This window comes from Asticcacaulis excentricus CB 48, from assembly GCF_000175215.2.
Lineage (GTDB): Bacteria > Pseudomonadota > Alphaproteobacteria > Caulobacterales > Caulobacteraceae > Asticcacaulis > Asticcacaulis excentricus.
Window position 1 is genome coordinate 887339 of sequence record NC_014817.1, and the last position, 22507, is coordinate 909845.

Genomic DNA, 22507 nt, shown 5'->3' on the forward strand with positions numbered 1-22507 from the left:
GGGCGTTAAAAAGAGGAAACCTATGAACGTCACCATTCCGTCGCCACGGAAGGCGCATCTGTTGTGCACGTCGGCTCTGATGGGCGCAGCCCTGCTTATCGCTGCCCCGGCCTTCGCGCAGGAGGCCACGCCCGCAGCCGCCCCGGACGAGATCGAAACCGTTACTGTCACCGGCTTCCGCAGCTCGCTGAAAAGCGCTCTGAACGTCAAGAAGAACAGCGCCGCAACGATTGATTCGATCCTGGCCGAAGATGTGGGCAAGTTTCCAGACTCCAACCTCGCCGAGTCGATGCAGCGCATCCCTGGCGTTACCCTGTCGCGCGGCGATGGTGGTGAAGGCCGCAATATTTCGGTGCGGGGCCTTGGGCCGCAATATACCCGCGTGCGTCTGAACGGTATGGAAGGCGCGGCGCAGTCAGGCTCTGCCGACATCTATGGCGCGGGCAATAACGGCCGCAGCTTCGACTTCAACATCTTCCCGTCAGAAATCTTTTCGTCTCTGGCGGCGCGAAAGACCGCCTCAGCGGACGTCGAAGAAGGCTCACTGGGGGCGACGGTTGACCTGCGCGCACCCAAGCCGTTCGACTACAGCAAATCGGAGGTGCTCAGCTTCTCGGCCAAGGGCACCTATAACGAACTGGCTAAAAAGACCGATCCGCGCCTCACGCTGCTGGCTTCCAAAAAGTTCGCTGATGGCACCTTCGGCATCCTCGGCACCCTTACCTATCAGGAAAAGCATACGCGCGAAGTCGGCTACTCCGCCGTGGACATCCTTTCGGCAAACACAAATGGCTATAATGCCATTAAACGTGACGCCGCTGGTAATCCAATTGTTGTCAATGGCGTTACGCAGCGCGAAGTTCAACCCTTCTGTACGCCCATCGGCTGGACCGATCCCAGCGGTGGACGCACGATAAGCCCCGATCCGGCAGAAAGCGCTGCCAAGGGGGCAACAGCCGCCAACTGCTCCACCAATAATCCGCGCACCGGCACCATCGCCGCCTATAACACCATCTATAATCTGCGCCGCGCCGATGCCGCCGGCATACCCGGTTCCGGCGCGTTTTTGCCGCGCATTCCGCGTTACGTGAATTCGGAACAGGACACCGAGCGCCTGGGCGGCAGCTTGACCTTCCAGTGGCGTCCCGATGCCAATACGGACGTGTCGCTGGACGTGCTCTATTCCAAATTCGATGTGGAACGCCGTGACAACTACATCGCCGGACTGTCACTGGCGCGTAACATCGGCAACAATGGCCAGCCGATGGTTTCGGTAAAGGACGTGCAGTTCAAATCGAACGGCTCGTTGCTGTACGGGCTATTTGACGGCATGGACGTGCGCTCCGAAGGTCTGGTCGATGTGTTCACCTCGGAATTCACGCAGGTGAACCTGAACGCGCGTCACCGCATCAACGAACGCTTCGAAGTCACGGGCTTTGTCGGCAAATCGACCTCGACCTGGGACGGGCCAATGCGCCTGCAAACCTTCATTGACGCTATCGACGTCGATAACTTCTCCATCGACTTCCGCGGCGGCGGGACGACTCCGGCGATCAATTTCGGCATAGACGTTTCCAATCCGGCGAACTTTACCTACGCCCCCGGCCAGGCGGACGGCACGGTCACCGGCGGCTTCTCGGTGCAGGGCAAGCCACAGTGGAACACAACCGACATCACCACCATCAACCTAGATGGCAAATACGATGCGACCGACTCGATCACCGTCAAATTCGGGCTGCAGTACCGCGAAAACGACTTCAATTCGCGCTCCCTCAACCTGATCCCCACTCAGGTCGCCGTCACCGCCCTACCCGCCGGCGTCACCCTAGCCAGCCTGACCAAGCAGATCACCGGAGTAAACGATCTGTGGGGCAATGGCGCTCCGGCAAGCTGGGTGGCCATCGACCCGGCCAAATGGCGTGAGGCCTTCAAGTTCGACTCCCTGCAATATTGTGGCATCGAATGCGGCGCCCCACAGTCGCAGATCAAGGAAACGGTCCGCAGCAGCTACATCATGGCCGAGTTCAATTCGGACAGTTGGCTGCCCGTTCCGGTGCGCGGCGATGTCGGCGTGCGTTCGGTCTATACAAAGCAGTTCGCCGTGGGCCACATCGCCGCCACAGCCCCCGCGGGCTCACAATACCCAACGCGCGGCGTCCGCAACCAGGTCGAGCGCGAATATCACGATATTCTCCCATCGGCGAACATCGTGTTTGAACTGAAGCCGGAGCTACTGGCGCGTTTCTCGGCGGCCAAGGTGATGACCCGTCCGGAACTGGGGAACCTCACTCCCTCCAGCGGCGTGACCTTCACCACCCGCACGGGGACGATCAACAACCCGTACCTCGAACCGATCCGCGCTACGACCTTCGACGCGGCGCTGGAGTGGTACTTCCGCCCCGGCTCCTTGGTGTCGGTAGGCTATTTCCATAAGGACATCAAGACCTTCATTCAACGCATTAATCAGACCGTTCCCTACAACGAACTGGGCCTGCCGCTGGAACTGCTAGTGGGCAATGCGTCCGGTGCGTCGGCGACGGACCTATTCAATGTGGCGCGCTTCGTCAATACGCCGGGTGGCCCATTGAAGGGCGTCGAACTGAACCTTCAGGCCGACCTCGACTTCTTGCCGGGCTTCTGGAGCCATTTCGGCGTGCTGGCCAACTACACGCACATTACGTCGGAGATAAACTACGTCCTGAGCAGCTCGCCTACGGGTGTTCCGCTGACGTCAACGACCAATGACCTAACCAACCTATCGCGTGAATCGGCTTCCGGCACTCTTTACTGGGAAAATGACAAGTTCAGCGTGCGCAGCACGGCCTCTTATCGCGGCAAGTATATCCGGGCGATTCCGGCGTCTGCGGGCAGCGATCTGCAAGGCAATGACGATACCTTGTATGTGGATGCTTCGGCCTCCTACCAGGTCACGGATCGCTTGAAGCTGTCGCTGGAAGCGCAAAACCTGACCGACGAGCAAAACCGCCTCTATATCGACTCCAACCGTCAGGACACGCTGTTTGAAACCCGCATCGGGCGGACGGTCACCTTCGGTCTGACGTATAAGTATTAGAGCGTATGCCGGTGCGGTTTCGACGGCACCGGCCCCCGTTTCATAGGCGGAACTCTCTGGGCACGCAAAACAATACCCGCGCTCGCAAGGCGCGGGTTTCTTTTTGAACATCAACCGCTTTTGGACACGTCCTTAAGCTCGGCCTCAAGGGCGGCGGCCTGCCCCTCTTCGCGCACCTTACCGTCGTCGAAGATTTTTCCGATGATATGACGGTACTCTTTATACTGGCGCAACTCATGGGCGGCGGCCATCTTCTCGGCCCACGACGTGTCGTCGCGCCCCAGATGGCGCAGGACCGCCTGAAAGCGCAGATAGCGTTCATGCCGATTGCGCTCAGCCGTCTGTTCGGCCAGCCACAGCACCGCCCAGGCGATCACAATGAGCGGCAGCACCAGAAGTCCCCACCCGATCATGTCCTGACCCGTCACCAGCATACGCATCTCTCTAAAGGTTAACGCGTCACCATACGCTCATGGTTCCCGCAGCCCAAGGCCTTGCGCCAAAAAGACGAACCCTCACACGCACAAAAAAGACCTCCGGGAGCGCGCCCGGAGGTTTCTTGCATTCAGAAGAGGCCTTTTACCACCACTGGGACGGCTTATGCGTAAAGCCCGCAGCCTTTTCGAGCACCGCACCCACGGCCAGGGTCGTGCCTTCGTCCAGCGCCTTGCCGATCACCTGAAGGCCCAGCGGCAGACCCTTTGAATCCAGCCCCGCCGGGACCGCCATGCCGGGCAGACCAGCGAGGTTGGTGGTCACGGTGAAGACGTCGTTGAGGTACATCTGCACCGGGTCAGCGGCTTTTTCCGTATCACCCAGTTGGAAGGCGGCCGACGGCGTGGCCGGGGTCAGGATGACGTCACAGCTATTCCAGGCGTTGACGAAGTCTTCGGCAATGCGGCGGCGCACCTTCAAAGCCTTGACGTAATAGGCATCGTAGAAGCCTGCCGACAGCACGTAGGTGCCGATCATGATGCGGCGCTTTACCTCGGCCCCGAAGCCTTCAGAGCGCGACAGCTCATAGGTGTCGGTCAGGCTGCTGGCCGCCTCGGTGCGGTGGCCGAAGCGCATCCCGTCATAGCGGGCAAGGTTGGACGAGGCTTCCGCCGGGGCCACAATATAGTAGCACGGCAGGGCGTATTTGGTGTTGGGCAGGGAGATGCGCACAATCTCCGCACCAGCGTCCTTCAGCCACTGGATGCCCTGCTCCCACAGGGCGTCGATCTCGCCCGGAATGCCGTCGAGGCGGTATTCATCAGGGATACCGACGCGCAGGCCCTTGATCGACCGACCCACAAAGCTCGAAAAATCCGGCAGGGCATTGGGCAGGCTGGTGGAGTCTTTGGCGTCGTGCGAGCACATGGATTGCAGCATGATCGCTGCGTCTTCAACCGTCTTGGTGATCGGACCGGCCTGATCGAGCGACGAGGCAAAGGCCACCATGCCGTAGCGCGAGGCGCGGCCATAGGTCGGCTTGATCCCAACCGTGCCGGTGAAAGCGGCAGGCTGACGGATCGAACCGCCGGTGTCCGAAGCCGTAGCGGCCAGACACAGGTCCGCCGCCACCGCCGAGGCCGAACCGCCCGACGACCCGCCGGGGGTCAGGGGCGCGTTGGAGGCGTTCGACTTCCACGGATTGGTCACCGGGCCCCAGTGCGAGGTTTCGTTGGACGAGCCCATGGCGAATTCGTCCATGTTCAGCTTGCCCAGCATGACCGCGCCATCGTCCCACAGGTTCTGGGTAACGGTCGATTCGTAAGGGGGCACGAAGGTATCGAGTATGCCCGAACAGGCGGTGGTGCGCACGCCTTTGGTGCAGAACAGGTCCTTGATGCCCAGAGGCGCGCCTTCGAGCGGGCGAGACTCACCGGCCTTGAGGCGACGGTCGGACTCACCGGCCATTTCGCGCGCCTTGTCAAAGGTGGTTAGCACATAGGCGTTCAGCGCCGTATTGGCCTTTTCGATGGCCCCGATAAAGGCTTCGGTCAGTTCGGTTGAGGAGAATTGCTTCGCCTTCAGGCCATCAAGCGCGCTTTTTAGCGTCAGTTTGGTGAGATCACTCATAACTATTCCACCACCCTCTATTCTACGACTTTTGGCACGATAAAGAAGCCATCCAGGCTTTTGGGGGCGTTCGACACGACATCGGCCACCTTGCCGCCGTCGGTCACCACGTCGTCACGCAGGGGCTGCGTCATTTCCACGCAGGAGGTCATGGGCTGCACGTCGCTGACATCGACCTCATTGAGCTGCTCGATCCACCCCAGAATACCGTTCAACTGACCGGCCAGACTTTCCAGACTTTCGTCGCTTTCGCGCAGGCGCGACAGGCTCGCCACCTTGCGCACAGTTGCCACATCAATGGCCATGCGGAGACTCCTATATCTATGGAGTCCCGGTTAGCGAGGGCGCGCCCAAATGGCAAGGGGCACGCCTATTTAAATAGCAAAACGGCGCACCGGGGACAGTCGGTGCGCCGTTTGTTTCTGGCCTTGCGACAGATTATCGCTGAGCGGCGCTGCGGTCCGAATTGTCGGCATAAAACGCGACATGGACCGTCCTGCTTTCGTGATACGCCACAAGGGCCGGCAGGTTGGAGTCACGCACGGCCTGATCCAGAGCCGCCGCGGCACAGGCCCGGTCTGAGGCTTTGGAAGCGCTGTCGTGAGCCAGATCAGAATCGCAGGCGCGTTTGGCCGCAACCTTCAGGCGCGCATAGGCCTTTTCAACGGCTTTGGCATCGCTGAGTACCACGGGCAGTTGCACCACTGCACGGGTTTCAATGTCACGCTGTTCGGCGGATACAGGGGTGACAAGGCTGAGCGACAGGGCCAGAGTCATCAGGGCGGTGAGCTTCTTAAGCATAGCTAGTCTCCAGTATTGATTGAAATAAGAATAACGATTACTTGCCACGCAGCGTGGTCTTTGCCGACTGTTCGGCCAGACGCATCTCAGCCTGGGCCTGCGCCGGGGCGTGCGCCGCATGCAGGCGGTTCAGTAGGGGTGAATTGAAGCGACTCACCGCCTCATCGACAGCTTTCACCTGACACACGCGCTCGGCTTCGGCCGTCGTCAGCGGCCCCTCGGATGACTGACACACGTCTTCGGCGACGCTTTGAATACGGCTATAGAGCCGCTCCACGCCTTTCGGCGTCGAAAGGTCGAGATCGCGCGTGGCCACACGCCGCGTCTCCACCGTTTCCGCCTGAGCCATGGACGCGCCGGACAACAGCGCCGCACCAAGAACAAAAACCACTACCTTCATAACCCGCTCCTTATTGAATGTTTGATGACGCTTAACTTATGATGCATTCAATAAATCAGACGGAAAACAGAATCCATGATTTTATTATTAAATCTTTGCCATCTATTAATTTCATTTCATGAACTTTTGTTAGTTTATTTTGTGACAGCTTATTGAATGGTATATTTTGAAATGAAACAGTTCCGACCTGCAAAGGCCGACGCGCACATCAATTATTACATTTTGTACAGAAAACTACTTTTCAGCCCATTGACCGAGAATAGGCGACGAACCGTCCCCGCGGACGTCACCCGCGTCAACTGCGACACGACTCAGGCCCGGATGCCCAACCTTGTGGACCGTCTCCCGAACGGCCGTGCGTTCGCACTGACGATCCGTGATGACCCAGCCGTTAAGAGAGACCAGCCCCTCGGCACAGACCTCTTTGGCCGCCGTGCGGATCTGCCTCAGCACCTGTTTCGCTTGCGCGGGATCATTGAGGTTGGCATCCGCGAAGCGGATCGTCTTTTGCGGCAGTTCCTCTGCGGCGACGGCGCTCCCGCCCGTCAGCAGCATGACACCCGCGACACACATCAGTATTGTTCTCGGCATTTTGTTATCTCCCGTTGCTTTGGATAGACACTCAAATCCCGCAACCAGAAGTAAAAATCTAGAATTTTATTATTAAATAAACGCAATAGATTAAATTCAATTCATTAATTACATAAACGTAATTCACAAGCGCGCCACATTCGGCGCAACGCCGCTGTAATTGCGGTTGACTCGCTTACGCCCGCGCGCCACACCGCATCGCATGGCCATACTCGACATCACCGAACTGAAAGCCGCCCTTCCGCCGCGCCGCGCCCTGATCGGGCTCGATCTGGGGGAAAAGACCATCGGCGTCGCCGTCAGCGACATTTCCTTGAGCATCGGCTCGCCGCTGGAGCTGATCAAAAAGAGCAAGTTCACGCAGGAGGCCGAACGCCTGTTGCTGCTGATGAAGCAGCGCGAAGCGTCGGGCCTCGTCATCGGCCTGCCGGTCAATATGGACGGCACCGAAGGCCCGCGCTGTCAGTCGGTGCGCGCCTTTGCCCGCAACCTGCTGCGCCTGCCCGCGGAAAAGTTCGCCGCCGCCGGCCTTGAGCCCGACCTGCCCATCGCCTTCTGGGACGAGCGCTGGTCGTCGTCGGTGATGAACCGCTTTCTGATCGAAGAAGCCGACCTGACGCGCGCCAAACGCGCCGAAGTGATCGACCGTTCCGCCGCCGCCTATATTCTTCAGGGCGCGCTCGACCGCATAAGAAGCGCCACATGAGCCCATTGCGTCTGCCAAAGGGCGCAAGCGCACCCCGGCGAGCCTTCGCCGCCCTTCCGGAGCCTGTCGCGCCGCAGCAGGGGCGTGAGGGATAAAAAAATGACGCCCGACATCTTCATCAACGGCATCTTGCCGGTGTTTCTGCTGATCGCGCTGGGCTTCGGGCTGAAGGTTTCGGGGTTTCTGCCGCCGTCGGTCTGGGGGCCGATTGAGCGCATCGCCGTCTATGTCTTCTACCCGGGTTTTCTGATTCCGGCCATCTGGCATGCCGATCTGTCGGGCCTCAGCGCCGGCCCGATCAGTCTGGCCGTCAGTACGTCGCTGGCTCTGTCCATCCTGATCGCTTTTGCCCTGAAACCGGTGCTGCGCCTGTCCGGCCCCACCTATACCAGCGTGTTTCAGGGCCTGATTCGCTTCAACTCCTTCGTCTTTTTGCCCATTGCCACCTCGATCTTCGGCGCGCAGGCCGTGGGCCTGGCCGCCGTGGCCATGAGCGCGCTGATCCCCTTAAGCAATATGGCCTCGATACTGGTGCTGGCCCGCTGGGGGCAGCCTGAAGGCGAAGATACGGTGGACCGCAGCTTTCGCGGCGTCATGGCGCGCCTGTTTACCAACCCGATCTTCCTGTCGTGTCTGATCGGGCTGGCGCTCAACGTGGTGCGCGCGCCATCCGTGCCGTTTATCGAAAAAGACCTGAAGATGCTGGGCGATGCGGCCATTCCCACGGGCCTCATTCTGGCCGGGGCCGGGCTGAACTTCGCCTATATCCGCAGCCAGCCGCTGCTGGTCGTCGCCACCTCGGCCTTCAAGGTGCTGATCGTGCCGCTGATAAGCTGGGGCCTGTGCCGGCTGTTCGGCGGTGATGCTCTGGCGCAGGGCGTCGCCCTGTGTTGCGGGGCCGCCCCGTGCGCCGCCGTCGCCTATGTACAGGCGCGCCACATGGGCGGGGACGCGCCGCTGATGGCCGGGATCGTGGCGCTGACCACCTCTCTCAGCCTGATCAGCCTGCCCTTCCTGCTGTGGCTCTACCACCTACTTACATAAATTTACACACATCTTCGGGCTGGCAAGGCCGCGGCACGCTTCCTATATCCGATCCGTTCGCCCGCCTCAGCCGTAACGGCTCAAGCCACGCCTTTTCTGCGGCCGAACGCTTCCGATTTTGCAAGGATTTCCCATGACGCTCGCCAAAGCCTATGCCGCGCCTTCGCCCAAGGCCCCGCTCGAACCCTTTACCTTTGAACGCCGCGCCCCCAACGAAGACGATGTGGTCATCGACATTCTCTATTCGGGCGTCTGCCATTCCGACATCCATCAGGTGCGCGACGAATGGTTCCCCGGCATCTATCCGCAGGTGCCCGGCCACGAAATCGTCGGCCGCGTGCGTCAGGTCGGCAAGAAGGTGACCAAATTCAAAGAAGGCGACACGGTCGGCGTCGGCTGCTTCGTTGATTCCTGCGTCAACTGTCAGACGCGCGACGAAGACCGCGAACAGTATCTGCCGGGCCTGATTCAGACCTATAACAATCTGGATGCCGACGGTCAGCCGACCTATGGCGGCTATTCCGACCATATCGTGGTCAAGGAAGGCTATGTGCTGCGCGTGCCGGACCACCTGCCCAAGGACGCTGCCGCGCCGCTTCTGTGCGCCGGGATCACCCTGTGGTCGCCGCTGAAGCACTGGAACGCCGGGCCGGGCAAAAAGGTCGCCATTATCGGTCTGGGCGGTCTGGGCCATATGGGCGTTAAGCTGGCCCACGCGCTGGGGGCCGAGGTCACGGTGCTCAGCCAGTCGCTGGCCAAGAAGGACGACGCCCTGCGTCTGGGGGCCGATCACTACTACCCCACCAATGACGCCGAGACCTTCAAGACTCTGGCGGGCACCTTCGACCTGATCATCAATACGGTGTCAGCCCCGATCGACTGGAACGCCTATCTGGGCCTGCTCAAGGTCGATGGCACAATGGTGCTGGTCGGCGTGCCGGACAACCCCATCCCGGTGCACGCCTTCTCGCTAATCCCCGGCCGTAAGAACCTCGCCGGTTCGATGATTGGCTCGATCAAGGAAACGCAGGAAATGCTCGACTTCTGCGGTGAGCACAACATCGTCTCGGATATCGAGCTGATCGACATTCAGGACATCAACGCCGCCTATGAGCGCGTCATTAAGTCCGACGTGCGCTACCGCTTTGTCATCGACATCGCGTCGCTGAACAAGGCCTAAGGGTCTTTGCACATCGCCGCGGCCTCACGTCGCTGAGGCGGCGGCGATTGCCCCTTCCCTCCCTTTGAGTCGTGGGGTATAGCCGCCCTTTATGACGCGCATTACCCCCCAAGATCCGCAGGTGTTGCTGGAGATGATCCAGTCGCGCCTCTTTCCCTTCCCCAAACGGCATTTCAATGCCGCGCAGGACCTTGATCCGCCCGACATTGTGGCCCTGCTCGATCTGGCCGATGTGTTCGTGGAACTGAACCGGCGGACCAATAAAAAGCTCGACCTGCTCAAGGGGCGCACGCAGGTCAATCTGTTCTTCGAAAACTCGACCCGCACCATGTCATCGTTTGAACTGGCCGGTAAGCGTCTGGGGGCCGATACGGTCAATATGAACCCCCGCACCTCCAGCGTGGCCAAGGGCGAGACCCTGATCGACACCGCGGTGACGCTCAACGCCATGAAGCCTGATCTGCTGGTCGTGCGCCATTCGGCGTCAGGCGCGGCGCAGCTTCTGGGGCAAAAGGTCGGGTGCAGCGTCGTCAATGCCGGCGACGGTCAGCATCAGCACCCCACTCAGGCCCTGCTCGACATGCTGTCGATCCGCCGCGCCTTCGGCCATGTCGATAGCCTGACCGTGGCGATTTGCGGCGATGTCGCCCATAGCCGCGTGGCGCGCTCCAACGTCATCCTGCTCAATGCGATGGGCGCCAATGTGCGCCTCGTCGGGCCGCCGACCCTGATCCCCGGCGATGCCGACGAATGGGGCGTTGAGGTCTACCACGACATGAGGGCCGGGATTACGGGGGCCAATGTGGTGATGATGCTGCGCCTTCAGCTTGAGCGCATGGACGGGGCCTTCATCCCCTCGACCCGCGAATATTTCCGCTATTTTGGTCTCGACCGCGAAAAGCTGGCCGTGGCTGCGCCGGACGTGCGCGTCATGCACCCCGGCCCCATGAACCGCGGCGTCGAAATCGACTCCGAAGTGGCCGATGATCTGTCGATCTCGCTCATTCAGGATCAGGTGGAGATGGGCGTCGCCGCGCGCATGGCCGTTCTGGCCTCACTGGCCGCGCGTCTGGAGACCGACCGATGAAAAGCACTTCTATACCTCCCCAGTTTACTGGGAAGGGGGACCGCACGACGCACAAAGCGCTAGATGCGGTGGTGGGGGCTCTGCCAATCGGCGAAAATCGCGGACAAATGAAGTTTTCCGCGCCCCCCTCCGTCTGCTTCGCTACGCTTGCAGCCACCTCCCCCGGCACGCCGGGGGAGTAAAAACGAGGGCATAATCATGAAACAATCCCAAGCCATAGCCCTTGTGAACGCCCGCCTGATCGATCCGGCCAGCGACTATGATGGCCCGGGCAGCCTGATCCTCACCGAAGGCGTCATTGCCGAGGTGCTGCACACGGCGCACCTGCCGTCGGGTTCCGCCGACATGAAGGTCATCGACTGCGACGGCAAGGTGGTCTGCCCCGGCCTGATCGACCTGCGAGTCAAAACGGGCGAACCGGGGGCCGAGCCTAAGGAGACGCTGAAATCCGCCAGCCGCGCCGCTGCGGCCGGGGGAGTAACGTCGATGGTGGTGCAGCCCGATACCGACCCGGTGATCGACGAGCCGGCCATGGTCGATTTCATCCTGCGCCGTGCCCGCGATATCGAACTGGTCCACGTCTACCCCGCCGGCGCCGCCACCAAGGGCCACAATGGCAAGCAGATGGCCGAAATCGGCCTGATGAGCGAATCCGGGGCCGTCTATTTCACCGATGTCGAACGCCCGATCATCAATTCCAAGGTGCTGGCCCGCGTCCTCTCTTACGCCAACGGCTTCAACGCCCTGATCGCCCACCGCCCCAAGGAGCCGTGGCTGTCCGAAGGGGCCGTAGCCACCTCCGGTGAAATGGCGGCGCGTATGGGGCTTTCGGGCGTCTCGGCGTTGGCGGAGCGCATCGCGCTGGAGCGTGATCTGGCTCTAGTCGAGCTGACCGGGGCGCGGCTGCTGGTCGATCAGATCACCACAGCCGGGGCCATCAAGGCCATCGCACAGGCCAAGGCGAAGGGGCTGGATGTCTATGCCTCGGCCTCGATCAACCATCTGGTGTTCAACGAAATCGACATTGGCGATTACCGCACCTTCTATCGCCTTGATCCGCCGCTGCGCTGCGAAGACGATCGCATCGCTCTGGTCGAGGCTCTGGCCGACGGCCTGATCGACGTGGTGGTGTCGAACCACACGCCCCTGCCCGCCGAAGACAAGCGCCGCCCCTTCTCCGAAGCCGAGCCGGGCGCAATCGGCCTGCAAACCCTGCTGGCGGCCCTGATCGGCCTGCACCACGATCGTGAGATTCCGCTGATCGACCTGCTTCGCACGGTGACGATCAATCCGGCACAACTGATCGGTCTGGAGGCCGGGCGGCTGTCGCCCGGTGCGCCCGCCGACCTGATTGTGGTGGATATCGACGCCCCCTTTGCCTTGCGCGAAAGCGACATCCTGTCGAAATCGAAGAACTCCCCCTTTGAAAACCGCACATTACAGGGCAAGGTAGAGGTGACTCTGGTGGACGGGCGAATCGTCTATCAGGCCTGATACCAAGGGTCATTGAAAATGACTCTTGGTATGCCTTTCGATAAGGTCTCATGTCTCTGATATATATGAGACAGTATCGAGTTTTCAACGCCGGATGCGGTCAGCATCTTCGGCCGTTGGTATCAGTGAAAGCCCTGCAATGCCTCTGCCCGACTGGACCATCTTTGCCCTTGCCGTGATCGGCGGCTACCTGCTGGGGTCGATCCCCTTCGGCGTCGTCACGACGAAGCTGGCCGGTATCGACATACGCAGCATCGGTTCGGGCAATATCGGCGCCACCAATGTCTTAAGAACGGGGCGTAAGGATCTGGCCCTGATCACCTTTCTGGGCGATACGGGCAAGGGCGCGATGGCGGTGGGACTGACCTTCGCCCTGCTGCTCAGCGTCGATCAGGCGACCCGTCAGACCGGCATGGCGCTGGCCGGAGGGGCGGCGTTTTTAGGCCACCTCTTCCCCGTCTGGCTGAAATTCAAGGGCGGCAAAGGCGTGGCGACCTTCCTCGGCACCCTGTTCGCCGCCGCCTGGCCGATGGGGCTGCTAGCCGCTGGCACCTGGCTTCTCACCGCCTTCATCTTCCGTATTTCGTCTTTAAGCGCGCTGGTGGCTGCCGCCCTCATTGCGCCGCTGGGATTGCTGATTGATCAGCCGCACGCCTTCGTTGTCATGGCCCTGTTTATGGCGGTGCTGATCTATGTGCGCCACCGCGACAATATCCGCCGCCTGCTCAAGGGCGAGGAACCGAAGATCGGCAAGAAAAAAGACGCCGGACCCGCCGCGGACGCCTAAAGCCATGAGCGACGGGGGGAAGACTTTCTTGGTCGCTTTCCCGCCTGAACCAACGAGCGACGCGGAACACTTTGCACGGTTGCAGCTGGCGCGCACGAACCGTATCCCCCCGTGCGTTTCCATCAGCTTATTCTGTGCATGAACAGCGCCGTGAATGCGGTCGAAACCTGCCTTAGATCGCCAACCGCTCAAGGGATGGCATCGTCCCCGCCCGCCTTGACGCGGTCGAAGAGCAAGTGGTGTGCGGTTGAACCGCCGGGGCGGGTCTGGTCGTGGTGGGGGACACTGCCGGTTTTGAGACCAAAATGCAGGCCTATTACAATACGGTCTGGAGGATGATTACGGCCCTGATTGGGGCGCTGATCGGTGCACAATTTACGCCTGAAAGCTCTTAAATCTGAAAGACCCAGCATATCTTCCGTGATCCCTTCCCTGTCGTCGGCGAGCTTGCCGATGGCGTTCACCGCGGCCCCTATCCACCCACAAGCCATACTACCTGATACAGATAACCCTAACAATTAGCGACCTGATGGAGGCCAAGCTCGAGTCCGCGCAGGGCAACGCCCCAGTATTGGACATACTGATTAATGAACAGCGGGAGATCACCATCTCGTCTGGTCAGATAGGCGGCAATCAGGATGCCACTCCGAGCTTTGATTTTCGCTTACTCGACGCCGCATGTTCTCTATCTACGACGTCCGCAGAACCGGACCAGCCTTCAACTCCTCTACATAGACTACAAAATCCAGAGTTACCTATGCAGCGGCTATCGGTACAATTGAAGACCTCAACACTCATATGAGCGCAATCTGAAAGCCTATGCGAAGGCGCATCAGGTCTATTCGTCGAAACGGTGCATTGCACGTAGTAACCGCAGGTACTTCGCCAAGATGTAATTCGAACTGGCCTATAAGGGAACAACCCGAGCGAAAGGCCTATGCCAACGGCATGATCCGCATTACAGGCCAGTTCCTTTACCATCTGGGCTATACACGATCACTGCATGGCATGCAGTAGGCACGAGTAAGGCGGGTTCAAGCGCGCGTGATCAGGCAACACATCATAGCCCATCCGCCTTCCAATAGGCCTTTCGCAGGTAGTCATCAGCGACGGGCGCGGGGCCCGTTCGGCGGGCACCGACAGCTCTTGAATGATATCAAGATACAACGGATCACTGCCTCCAGCCGTTCGGTGCTGGCGATATAGGCGGCGGCGTCCGGTCGAGAAGCAGGGGTGTCACTCATGCGATTATCTGAGTCTGTTTTTGAACGACTTAATTGGGAACTATAGCCCCACTTAACCCAAAGCTGTGCCCCGCAAAATCACGCGACGACCGATTGAAATTCGCCCCTGCGTTGACACGTTGGCCGCACAAGCCCATGTTGGCGGGAATTTTCAGCGACCGCTTATTGCTATTGTCGGTTTTCCTCCTATTAAAGACCTCATGAACCTCGTCATCGTCGAAAGCCCGGCCAAGGCCAAAACCATCAACAAATACCTGGGTAAGGACTATACCGTGCTGGCCTCCTACGGCCATGTGCGCGACCTGCCCTCGAAAGACGGCTCGGTCAAACCGGACGAGGACTTTGCCATGAGCTGGGAGGTGGACGCCAAGGCCTCAAAGCGCCTGAGCGACATCGCCGATGCCGCGAGGAAATCCGAACGCGTCATTCTGGCCACCGACCCGGACCGCGAAGGCGAGGCTATTTCCTGGCACGTGCTGGAAGTGCTCAATAAAAAGAAGGTGTTAAAGGAAAAGGTCGTCGAGCGCGTCACCTTCAACGCCATTACCAAGGCTTCAGTTCAGGAGGCCATGGCTGCCCCGCGTCAGATCGACATGGAGCTAGTCGAGGCCTATCTTGCGCGCCGCGCGCTTGATTACCTCGTGGGCTTTACGCTGTCGCCGGTTCTTTGGCGCAAGCTGCCGGGGGCGCGTTCGGCTGGCCGTGTGCAGTCCGTGGCGCTTAAGATCATCGTCGATCGCGAGCTGGAGATCGAAAAGTTCAAGTCCGAAGAATATTGGACCGTCGACGCCGAGGTGTCGGCCAATTCGCCACCGTTTACGGCGCGTCTGAACGTTCTGAACGGCAAGAAGCTCGCCAAGTTCGACCTTGAAAACGCCGAAAAGGCAGAAGCGGCGCGCAAGGCCATCTCGCTGTCAAAATTTGCTGTGGAATCGGTGGAGCAGAAGCCGGGCAAGCGCACTCCGCCCCCGCCCTTCACCACCTCTACTCTGCAGCAGGAAGCGGCGCGCAAGCTGGGCTTTTCGGCGCAGCGCACCATGCAGACTGCGCAGAAGCTCTATGAAGGCGTCGATATTGGCGGGGAAACGACCGGCCTAATTACCTATATGCGGACCGACGGCGTGTTTATCGACCCGGCGGCCATCGGTGAGATTCGTAAAGCCGTAGGTGAACGCTTCGGCAGCGCCTATGTACCGTCCGAACCACGCCTCTACAAGGTCAAGGCCAAGAACGCACAGGAGGCCCACGAAGCCATCCGCCCGACCTCTATCTTCCGCCGTCCGGAGACCCTACGCCTCGAAGGTGATCAGGCGCGCCTATACGAACTGATCTGGAAGCGCACCATGGCCGCCCAGATGGAGGCCGCCCGCGTTGAAAAGACCACCATTGACCTCCTCAATCATGACAAGTCGATTGGTCTGCGCTCCACGGGCCAGGTCATCACCTTCGACGGCTATCTTGCGCTCTACGAAGAGGGCAAGGACGACGAGACGGACGAGGACGGTGGCCGCCTTCCGCAATTGCGGACCGGCACACTGGTCGACGTACACGACATCAAACCGGCTCAGCACTTTACCGAGCCGCCGCCGCGCTACTCCGAAGCCTCGCTGGTTAAGCGCATGGAAGAATTGGGCATTGGTCGCCCCTCGACCTACGCCTCAATCCTCAGCGTGCTGCGCGACCGCGACTACGTACGCATGGACAAGAACCGCTTTATCCCGGAAGACAAGGGCCGTCTCGTCACCGCCTTCCTCGATCAGTTCTTCTCGCGCTACGTGCAGTATGATTTCACCGCTGACCTGGAGGAAAAGCTCGACCTCGTCTCGGCAGGCGACCTGAATTGGAAGGCGCTGCTGCGAGAATTCTGGCAGGATTTCCACGCCAAAGCCGGTGAAATCAGCGAATTCCGCGTGTCCGAAGTGCTGGACCGCCTCAATGACGCGCTGGCGCCGCACATCTTCCCGGACAAGGGCGATGGTTCCAATCCGCGCGCCTGCCCAACCTGCGGCACCGGGCAACTGAGCCTGAAGACTTCGCGCTTCGGGGCTTTTGTCGGCTGCTCCAACTACCCGGAATGCAAATATACGCGCCCCGTCGGCAACCCGGAAAACGCCTCGGAAGTCGCTGCTGCCTCCGGCGACCGCGAACTGGGCAGAGATCCGGAGACCGGCAAGGTGGTGGCGCTCAAAATCGGGCGCTTCGGCCCCTATGTGCAGCTTGGCGAAGCGGAGTCCAAGGACGACAAGCCCAAACGCTCCTCCCTACCCAAAGCCTGGCCCCCGGCGTCGATTGATCTCGACCGCGCGCTGAAACTGTTGTCCCTGCCGCGCAAGGTTGGTGACCACCCGGAAGACGGCAAGCCGATTACGGCAGCGCTAGGTCGTTTCGGCCCATTTATCGAGCACGAAAAGACCTATGCCAACCTGCCGAGCTTCGATGAGATCTTCGAAGTCGGCCTCAACCGCGCCGTCGTGCTGCTAGCCGAAAAGCGCGCCAATGCCAAGGGCAAGGCCTCAACGGTGGCGACGCTGAAAGAGCTGGGGGCGCATCCGGAATCCGGCGACGCCATTCAGGTCATGGCCGGTCGCTATGGCCCTTATGTCAAGTGCGGCAAGGTCAATGCCACTATCCCCAAAGACACAGCGCCCGAAGATGTGACGCTGGAGCAGGCGCTGGCGCTCATTGAGGCCAAGGGCGGCGTGAAAAAGACGGCCGCCAAAAAAACCACTGCAAAAAAAGCAGCCCCCGCTAAAAAACCAGCTACAAAGAAAGCCACCACGTCCAAAAAAGCGCCGGCTAAAAAGGCCAAGGCGGAGGCTTAAACGCCTCTCTTCTCCCTCTGCCAAAGGCTTGGGGAGGTGGCGGCGAATGAAAAGAGCTGACGGACAGGATAACTCCAATCCTGTACATAAACCGCGCCGACACCTTTGAACCTCGACGGTGCGTCACGAGTGGCCATCGAGCGTATGACCAAGAGCTGAACCGCCGCCGTGCGCTTCGCTACGCTCAGCCCTTCTCAATGCCTTCGGCACAGGAGTGTTTGTGTTTACACCTTCAATTCGGTCAAGGCATGCTGTGTGATGCGCGTCGCGGCCTGAAGGCCCATCGCCACCATGATCAGGGCCACAATGGCGTCGGGTAGCGTATTCCGCGTGAAATAAACACCGACCGCGGCCCCCAGTACCATCAGATTGCCAATGGCGTCGTTGCGCGTACACAGCCATACCGACATCATATTGGAATCGCCTTCGCGGTACTTCCACAGCAGCAGCGCCGACCCAACATTGGACGCGACCGCCAGCAGACTGATCAGGCCCATCACCTCGGCGCGGGGCACAGTCCCAGTGTAGACCTGCCACAGGGTTGTGCCCATAATCCACAAGGCGAACCCGAACATGCTGGCCGCCTTGAGTAGCGACGCTCTGGCGCGAACCTTGACCGCCGCCGTCAGGACAAACAGGCTCAGGGCGATATTAGCCGCGTCTCCGGCAAAGTCGAGCGAATCGGCCAGCAGCGCTTTCGACTGGCTTTGCAGACCCGCGCCAATTTCGACAAAGAACATGGCAGCATTGACGGCCATCACCCACCACAGGGCACGGCGATACGCCGGATCGGTCGCGGGACCGATATGGTGGCTGTGGCCACGATGATCGTAAGGGCTGTGATCATGATCATGATGATGGGAATGCGCGGACATAGAACCTCATTCAGCAGGCAATTAGCTTGCGCCTTTTCATCTGCCGGGTGCAAGCTATTATCCCGATCAGGGTTGCAGCTCCGTCAGGCCCAGCCTATGTGTAGCTAACTACATTACAGATCACGCGAGGTACTGCCATGTCCAGCCCTAAGCTCATCGCCATTTCCGGTTCGCTGCGCAAAGCGTCCTACACGACGGCCCTGCTGCGAACCTTGGCGGCCAATGCCCCGGCCGGTGTCGAGATTGAAGTCGCCGAAGTGGCCGATATTCCCGTCTACAATCAGGACCTGGATGTCGAGCCCTATCCGGAAGGCGTGGCGCGTCTGCGGGCTCAGGTTCTGGGGGCAGACGGAGTGCTGATCGGCAGCCCGGAGTATAACTACGCCATGCCGGGGTCGATCAAGAACCTGCTAGACTGGCTGTCGCGCCCGTATGGCAAGGCGGCGTTGGCGGGCAAGCCGGCCCTGATTATAACCACCTCTCCGGCCTCGACCGGCGGTGTGCGGGCGCAATCGCAGATTCGTGGCACTCTGGCGGCCATTGGCGCACATCCGCTGGGCGGCGCTGAGGTGGTCGTTCCCTTTATCGACAAGAAGACCACCGACGGTGTGTTTACGGATGAAGGCACGCTGAGCTTTATCGAAGCTCAGGTCAGACGCCTAGTCGATGAGATCGAGGTGCGTAAGACCTAAGAGTTTTCGGCCACGAAACCCACGAAAAGGCTGCCCCATTTGCATTGCCTGCAGGACCCGGACCTTCCTTCATGTGGCAAGCCGAAGTGAGGGGCGCTACGCGCCGCAGGGGGGGCGAACCACAGATTATACAGATGGTACAGATTGGCGCCGCGCGCCCATACTGTTGAGGCAAGCACGGATAGTCTGCGAAATCTGTGGTTTCTATAAATCTTGGTCGGCAAGTATAACACCTGATAAATCAGGCGCAGACCTGTGCTACAGGCTCCCGTTTGTGCTTCTTGTGTTTTCCGTGGCCAGTACTTTTAAACCAGCCGCACTGACTTTGCGCCGGATTCGTTCAGCAGCAGAAACAGGTCGACGACCGCCTTGGGCGGGGCCGAGCCGAAGTCGATGCGGAACTGCCCGTCTTCGAAGCGGAAGCTATGCAGCACATTAGCCAGCGCTTCACGGTGTTCGTCCTCGCCTTCGCGCGGCGTGATCCAGTCTTCAAACCACACCTGCAAATCGGCCTTTGACGGCAAGGCCACGTCGCTCAACACCACCACATCGTCCCAACGTAGGCGCTCAATCACCACATCCATGCCGGTAATCGTCACCGTAATCGGCTTGAAGCTCAACATCCGCGAAGGCTCAAAGCGCACGACGCGCGGGTCAGCGTCGGTGATCAGATAATCGGCCACCAGGAGACCCTCAAACAGGGCCGCGTCATCGGCCTCCAGAAGCACTTCCGGCTCTCCGGCATTGCCCGCCATGCGGTGATTTTCAATAAACGAGCGATATTGCTCAAGGTAATGCGTACGCGCCTGCTGGAGAAAATTCACCAGAGGCCGCAGCCCATGTTGGGTGTAGCGTTCAGATTCGGAACCGGTAGTGGCCTGTGAGGTCATGGATAAACAACTGGTCTTCCTGCTTCGGTCCGCGACCGATATTATGAATGACCTGATACCGGTTCCGGCTCAGAAAGGCCAGATGATCCGAAACAATCATGATGTGCGGTCGGCGTATGCCGATGACGCGACAGGTCACAAGGTCTCCCGGCCTATAGTCTTCAGGCCTCTGGCTAACCGGCAGAACCGTACCAAAGCGCTGGAAAAAGACCTGAAGATTGAGCACCCGGCGATGATCAATGTTGCGATCGGGCTGTTTAAGGCCCCACAGGTTGGGATAGAGGCGAAAATGCGCCTGCATATCCTCGTGCACAAGTTTTTGGAGGTCGATTCCGATGGCCCGATAAGCTCGGATGACCACATCGGTGCATACGCCTTTGTCCGACGCGACATCCCCCATCGGGTAAGGGATCCGTGTATAGGCGGGATCATAGGTCACACGCTGATGCGTCTGGTCATAAGCCGCCTTAAGGAAGCGCGCAGACAGTGATCTTACCTGCGCCCTTGCCACACCCGGCAGCCATAGGCCCGCCACACCCGCTATACTTTTCCGACGACTGATCACCGTCAAAAATCGGACCCTTACCGCGTCGATTTATCCAGCGCTTCACCGACCGACTCGATATCGCGGCCGACGCCCTTGATGGTGTTACAGGCCGACAGCACCGGTAAAATGGCGATCAGCGACAGAATGACGAGACGCTTCATGTTAGGCAATCCTTCTCAAAAACAGGACAGATCCGAGACGGTTAATCCGAAGCTGTCGCGCTGGCAATGAAAGAGTCATGCCGGAAGATAGGGGCAAAATAAAGAAGCCATCAATGGCTGTGGAACAGGCTCAGCTTTTCGGGCGCCTTGCGCTCCCACAGATATTCATGCAGCGGGAACACCAGGGTCTGCACCACCGGCTCAATCAGGCCGATGCCGAGCGCAATCGCCCAGTTACCGGTCAGGACAAAGGCGACGGTCGAAGCGACCAGAACGTGAATGGTCCCGTAGGACAGGGTTTTGGCAATCAAACGCATGACGGGTCTCCTGTGGAGCGATCTCCGGTGTGCTGTGAGAATAGGCGCGGAGGGCGTAAGAGGGAAATTGATCCTCTTTGAGTTTTCGATAAATAAGAATTATTCTCAATTCCGAAACCCCTCTTGCCTGCAAGGGTGCGGCGAGATTAAGGACGGGTATGATCGCCTCCCCTTCTATCGCCGTGATCGGCGCCGGCCCCGCGGGGCTGATGCTGGCCGAACGCCTCAGCGCCGCGGGCGTCCGGGTCGATATCTATGACCGCATGCCCTCGGTAGCGCGTAAGTTTCTGATGGCCGGGCGAGGCGGGCTGAACCTCACTCATTCCGAACCTCTGGCGGCCTTTATTGGGCGCTATGGCGCACAGGCGGCGGTGCTGAAGCCCGTCATTGAGGCCTTTCCGCCCAGGGCCTTGCGCGACTGGGCCGACGGACTTTGTGCTGACACCTTTGTCGGGACTAGCGGGAGGGTCTTCCCAAAGGCGTTAAAGGCCTCGCCCCTGCTGCGCCAATGGCTGACGCGACTGGAAGCAAAGGGGGTCCGCTTTCATCAGCGCCACACATGGACCGGGTGGGACGGATCGGCTTTGATGTTCGACCATATGGGCCAAAGCGTGCGCGTCGCAGCCGATGTGACCGTGCTGGCGCTGGGCGGAGCCAGTTGGCCAAGGCTGGGGTCGGACGGCGGCTGGACCCGCTTGTTGAACGAAAATGGCGTGCCCGTCGCGCCCTTGCGCCCGGCCAATATGGGTTTTCGAGTCAGTTGGAGCGCCCTGCTCCGCGACAAATTCGCAGGGGAGGCGCTGAAAAACGTTGCCCTGACCTTTGACGGCCGCACGCGCAAGGGCGAATTAATGCTAACCCGCGACGGGGTCGAAGGCGGGCTGATCTACGCCTTTGCCGCCGCCTTGCGCGACGCCATCGAGCGTAAGGGCGCGGCGATGGTGTCGTTAGATCTCAAGCCCGAATGGTCGGAGGCGCAAATACAGAACCGCCTGTCGCGCGGAGCCAAAAACGACAGTCTGAGCAATCGCTTACGGAAGACTCTGAACCTGACCCCGGCGCAGATTGCGGTGCTGCGCGAAGGCGATCAGCCGGTCACTCCGCCCCTGATTCCAAGTCTTATCAAAGCCGTCCCGCTGACTCTGATCGGGGCGCAGGGACTGGAGCGCGCCATTTCGAGCGCCGGCGGTATCCGCTTCGACGCGCTGACGGCGGATTACGAACTGAAGGCCCTGCCGGGTGTCTATGCCATCGGCGAAATGCTCGACTGGGAGGCCCCGACCGGCGGTTACCTGCTTCAGGCCTGCTTCAGTCAGGCCGTGTGGACAGCCGAGGCGATTTTACAAAAAAGCAATAAATCGCATAGCGTTTGAATTTAACGTCACTGCTTTTACGATTCCCCCCCGTGTTCCACCGCACACATTGGCGCTTCCTTTTCTCACCGTATGCAGTGAAAGAAAAACAGCTCTTCAGGTGCGTTTCCCAAGGGCGGCAGGCGTCCCGTAAAAGTCTCTTTTCAATGAAGCTATAGACATAGGTGTCAAAAAAGGTCTGCTCTCGCAGTTTCTTGAGAGAGGCCAGACACCGGACGATATGACCGCGCGTGTCCGCCGTTTGCAGGGACGTTAGACGTTTTGCCGCATACGCTCTGCCACACCTTGAGTCGATACGGTGCGACTGTGGCCACAGCCTGAAACCACATCTTCATTAAGCCCTAGATAGCCCCCAACCG

22 protein-coding genes are annotated in these 22507 nt (G+C 59.9%); 10 read left to right on the top strand and 12 right to left on the bottom strand.

The genetic code is table 11. The annotated features are described in order from the left end of the window. Positions 1–22: 22 nt before the first annotated feature. The gene (locus ASTEX_RS15785; RefSeq protein WP_013480634.1) at positions 23–3073 is read left to right on the top strand and encodes a TonB-dependent receptor; all 3051 of its coding nucleotides are present in this window, start codon (positions 23–25) and stop codon (positions 3071–3073) included. A 110-nt stretch (positions 3074–3183) separates the two neighbouring features. Here the strand turns inward: ASTEX_RS15785 and ASTEX_RS15790 are convergent, their stop codons facing one another. From ASTEX_RS15790 to ASTEX_RS15815, 6 genes are all read right to left on the bottom strand, one after another. Continuing rightward, positions 3184–3513 carry a hypothetical protein gene (locus ASTEX_RS15790; RefSeq protein ID WP_245532555.1) on the bottom strand — a complete coding sequence of 110 codons (330 nt, stop codon included), beginning with the start codon at positions 3511–3513 and terminating at the stop codon, positions 3184–3186. A gap of 139 nt (positions 3514–3652) precedes the next feature. Next, a complete protein-coding gene (gene gatA / locus ASTEX_RS15795; RefSeq protein WP_013480636.1) occupies positions 3653–5137 on the bottom strand; it encodes an Asp-tRNA(Asn)/Glu-tRNA(Gln) amidotransferase subunit GatA in 1485 nt (494 codons plus the stop codon). Between the two features lie 17 nt (positions 5138–5154). Then, complete coding sequence (gene gatC / locus ASTEX_RS15800) at positions 5155–5442, bottom strand: Asp-tRNA(Asn)/Glu-tRNA(Gln) amidotransferase subunit GatC (protein WP_013480637.1); 288 nt, start codon at positions 5440–5442, stop codon at positions 5155–5157. A 133-nt stretch (positions 5443–5575) separates the two neighbouring features. Then, positions 5576–5938, bottom strand: coding sequence for a UrcA family protein (locus ASTEX_RS15805; protein ID WP_013480639.1), 363 nt, complete (start codon positions 5936–5938; stop codon positions 5576–5578). 37 nt (positions 5939–5975) lie between these two features. Continuing rightward, on the bottom strand, positions 5976–6338 hold the full coding sequence (locus ASTEX_RS15810; RefSeq protein WP_013480640.1) for a UrcA family protein: 363 nt from the start codon (positions 6336–6338) through the stop codon (positions 5976–5978). A 234-nt stretch (positions 6339–6572) separates the two neighbouring features. After that, positions 6573–6929 (bottom strand): UrcA family protein, encoded by a 357-nt coding sequence (locus ASTEX_RS15815; protein ID WP_013480641.1) that lies wholly within the window; start codon positions 6927–6929, stop codon positions 6573–6575. Between the two features lie 202 nt (positions 6930–7131). Here ASTEX_RS15815 and ruvX point away from each other — a divergent pair, with 202 nt between their 5' ends. From ruvX to plsY, 6 genes are all read left to right on the top strand, one after another. Further along, positions 7132–7635 carry a Holliday junction resolvase RuvX gene (ruvX, locus tag ASTEX_RS15820; protein ID WP_013480642.1) on the top strand — a complete coding sequence of 168 codons (504 nt, stop codon included), beginning with the start codon at positions 7132–7134 and terminating at the stop codon, positions 7633–7635. Positions 7636–7734: 99 nt separating this feature from the next. Beyond that, positions 7735–8679 (top strand): AEC family transporter, encoded by a 945-nt coding sequence (locus ASTEX_RS15825; RefSeq protein ID WP_013480643.1) that lies wholly within the window; start codon positions 7735–7737, stop codon positions 8677–8679. A gap of 133 nt (positions 8680–8812) precedes the next feature. Further along, positions 8813–9859 (top strand): NAD(P)-dependent alcohol dehydrogenase, encoded by a 1047-nt coding sequence (locus ASTEX_RS15830; protein WP_013480644.1) that lies wholly within the window; start codon positions 8813–8815, stop codon positions 9857–9859. A 91-nt stretch (positions 9860–9950) separates the two neighbouring features. Then, positions 9951–10946, top strand: coding sequence for an aspartate carbamoyltransferase catalytic subunit (locus ASTEX_RS15835; protein WP_013480645.1), 996 nt, complete (start codon positions 9951–9953; stop codon positions 10944–10946). A gap of 198 nt (positions 10947–11144) precedes the next feature. Then, on the top strand, positions 11145–12440 hold the full coding sequence (gene pyrC / locus ASTEX_RS15840; protein ID WP_013480647.1) for a dihydroorotase: 1296 nt from the start codon (positions 11145–11147) through the stop codon (positions 12438–12440). A 139-nt stretch (positions 12441–12579) separates the two neighbouring features. Continuing rightward, positions 12580–13227 (top strand): glycerol-3-phosphate 1-O-acyltransferase PlsY, encoded by a 648-nt coding sequence (gene plsY, locus ASTEX_RS15845; RefSeq protein WP_013480648.1) that lies wholly within the window; start codon positions 12580–12582, stop codon positions 13225–13227. A 188-nt stretch (positions 13228–13415) separates the two neighbouring features. Here plsY and ASTEX_RS15850 read toward each other — a convergent pair whose 3' ends face one another. Then, complete coding sequence (locus tag ASTEX_RS15850; RefSeq protein ID WP_144004753.1) at positions 13416–13691, bottom strand: hypothetical protein; 276 nt, start codon at positions 13689–13691, stop codon at positions 13416–13418. Between the two features lie 980 nt (positions 13692–14671). On the opposite strand from ASTEX_RS15850, the gene topA reads away from it, so the two are divergent. Continuing rightward, on the top strand, positions 14672–17293 hold the full coding sequence (topA, locus tag ASTEX_RS15855) for a type I DNA topoisomerase (RefSeq protein WP_013480650.1): 2622 nt from the start codon (positions 14672–14674) through the stop codon (positions 17291–17293). Positions 17294–17517: 224 nt separating this feature from the next. On the opposite strand, the gene ASTEX_RS15860 is transcribed toward topA, so the two are convergent. Beyond that, positions 17518–18168, bottom strand: a complete 651-nt coding sequence (locus tag ASTEX_RS15860) for a cation efflux transmembrane domain-containing protein (RefSeq protein WP_013480651.1) — start codon at positions 18166–18168, stop codon at positions 17518–17520. Between the two features lie 137 nt (positions 18169–18305). Here ASTEX_RS15860 and ASTEX_RS15865 point away from each other — a divergent pair, with 137 nt between their 5' ends. Continuing rightward, the gene (locus ASTEX_RS15865) at positions 18306–18860 is read left to right on the top strand and encodes an NADPH-dependent FMN reductase (protein ID WP_013480652.1); all 555 of its coding nucleotides are present in this window, start codon (positions 18306–18308) and stop codon (positions 18858–18860) included. Positions 18861–19165: 305 nt separating this feature from the next. Here the strand turns inward: ASTEX_RS15865 and ASTEX_RS15870 are convergent, their stop codons facing one another. The 4 genes from ASTEX_RS15870 to ASTEX_RS15885 form a co-directional block, all read right to left on the bottom strand. Next, positions 19166–19750, bottom strand: a complete 585-nt coding sequence (locus ASTEX_RS15870; RefSeq protein ID WP_013480653.1) for a hypothetical protein — start codon at positions 19748–19750, stop codon at positions 19166–19168. Further along, entirely contained in the window at positions 19716–20315 is a 600-nt protein-coding gene (locus ASTEX_RS20000; protein WP_245532581.1) for a DUF1287 domain-containing protein, read from the bottom strand. Before ASTEX_RS20000 ends, ASTEX_RS15870 begins: the two co-directional genes overlap by 35 nt. A gap of 17 nt (positions 20316–20332) precedes the next feature. Next, a complete protein-coding gene (locus tag ASTEX_RS15880) occupies positions 20333–20458 on the bottom strand; it encodes an entericidin A/B family lipoprotein (RefSeq protein WP_013480655.1) in 126 nt (41 codons plus the stop codon). Positions 20459–20568: 110 nt separating this feature from the next. After that, the gene (locus tag ASTEX_RS15885; RefSeq protein ID WP_013480656.1) at positions 20569–20775 is read right to left on the bottom strand and encodes a DUF2061 domain-containing protein; all 207 of its coding nucleotides are present in this window, start codon (positions 20773–20775) and stop codon (positions 20569–20571) included. 158 nt (positions 20776–20933) lie between these two features. Here ASTEX_RS15885 and ASTEX_RS15890 point away from each other — a divergent pair, with 158 nt between their 5' ends. Next, positions 20934–22148, top strand: coding sequence for a BaiN/RdsA family NAD(P)/FAD-dependent oxidoreductase (locus tag ASTEX_RS15890; protein WP_013480657.1), 1215 nt, complete (start codon positions 20934–20936; stop codon positions 22146–22148). Positions 22149–22507 lie beyond the last annotated feature (359 nt).

Excerpts from the sequence above, each read along its gene's own strand:
- ruvX (WP_013480642.1), top strand. The coding sequence starts at position 7,132 with ATGGCCATACTCGACATCACCGAACTGAAAGCCGCCCTTCCGCCGCGC.
- topA (WP_013480650.1), top strand. The coding sequence starts at position 14,672 with ATGAACCTCGTCATCGTCGAAAGCCCGGCCAAGGCCAAAACCATCAAC.
- ASTEX_RS15880 (WP_013480655.1), bottom strand. The coding sequence starts at position 20,458 with ATGAAGCGTCTCGTCATTCTGTCGCTGATCGCCATTTTACCGGTGCTG.
- ASTEX_RS15870 (WP_013480653.1), bottom strand. The coding sequence starts at position 19,750 with ATGACCTCACAGGCCACTACCGGTTCCGAATCTGAACGCTACACCCAA.
- ASTEX_RS15835 (WP_013480645.1), top strand. The coding sequence starts at position 9,951 with ATGACGCGCATTACCCCCCAAGATCCGCAGGTGTTGCTGGAGATGATC.
- ASTEX_RS15830 (WP_013480644.1), top strand. The coding sequence starts at position 8,813 with ATGACGCTCGCCAAAGCCTATGCCGCGCCTTCGCCCAAGGCCCCGCTC.
- ASTEX_RS15815 (WP_013480641.1), bottom strand. The coding sequence starts at position 6,929 with ATGCCGAGAACAATACTGATGTGTGTCGCGGGTGTCATGCTGCTGACG.
- plsY (WP_013480648.1), top strand. The coding sequence starts at position 12,580 with ATGCCTCTGCCCGACTGGACCATCTTTGCCCTTGCCGTGATCGGCGGC.
- ASTEX_RS15825 (WP_013480643.1), top strand. The coding sequence starts at position 7,735 with ATGACGCCCGACATCTTCATCAACGGCATCTTGCCGGTGTTTCTGCTG.
- ASTEX_RS15860 (WP_013480651.1), bottom strand. The coding sequence starts at position 18,168 with ATGTCCGCGCATTCCCATCATCATGATCATGATCACAGCCCTTACGAT.
- ASTEX_RS15785 (WP_013480634.1), top strand. The coding sequence starts at position 23 with ATGAACGTCACCATTCCGTCGCCACGGAAGGCGCATCTGTTGTGCACG.
- ASTEX_RS15865 (WP_013480652.1), top strand. The coding sequence starts at position 18,306 with ATGTCCAGCCCTAAGCTCATCGCCATTTCCGGTTCGCTGCGCAAAGCG.
- gatA (WP_013480636.1), bottom strand. The coding sequence starts at position 5,137 with ATGAGTGATCTCACCAAACTGACGCTAAAAAGCGCGCTTGATGGCCTG.
- ASTEX_RS15890 (WP_013480657.1), top strand. The coding sequence starts at position 20,934 with ATGATCGCCTCCCCTTCTATCGCCGTGATCGGCGCCGGCCCCGCGGGG.
- pyrC (WP_013480647.1), top strand. The coding sequence starts at position 11,145 with ATGAAACAATCCCAAGCCATAGCCCTTGTGAACGCCCGCCTGATCGAT.
- ASTEX_RS15885 (WP_013480656.1), bottom strand. The coding sequence starts at position 20,775 with ATGCGTTTGATTGCCAAAACCCTGTCCTACGGGACCATTCACGTTCTG.
- gatC (WP_013480637.1), bottom strand. The coding sequence starts at position 5,442 with ATGGCCATTGATGTGGCAACTGTGCGCAAGGTGGCGAGCCTGTCGCGC.
- ASTEX_RS15790 (WP_245532555.1), bottom strand. The coding sequence starts at position 3,513 with ATGCGTATGCTGGTGACGGGTCAGGACATGATCGGGTGGGGACTTCTG.
- ASTEX_RS15805 (WP_013480639.1), bottom strand. The coding sequence starts at position 5,938 with ATGCTTAAGAAGCTCACCGCCCTGATGACTCTGGCCCTGTCGCTCAGC.
- ASTEX_RS15810 (WP_013480640.1), bottom strand. The coding sequence starts at position 6,338 with ATGAAGGTAGTGGTTTTTGTTCTTGGTGCGGCGCTGTTGTCCGGCGCG.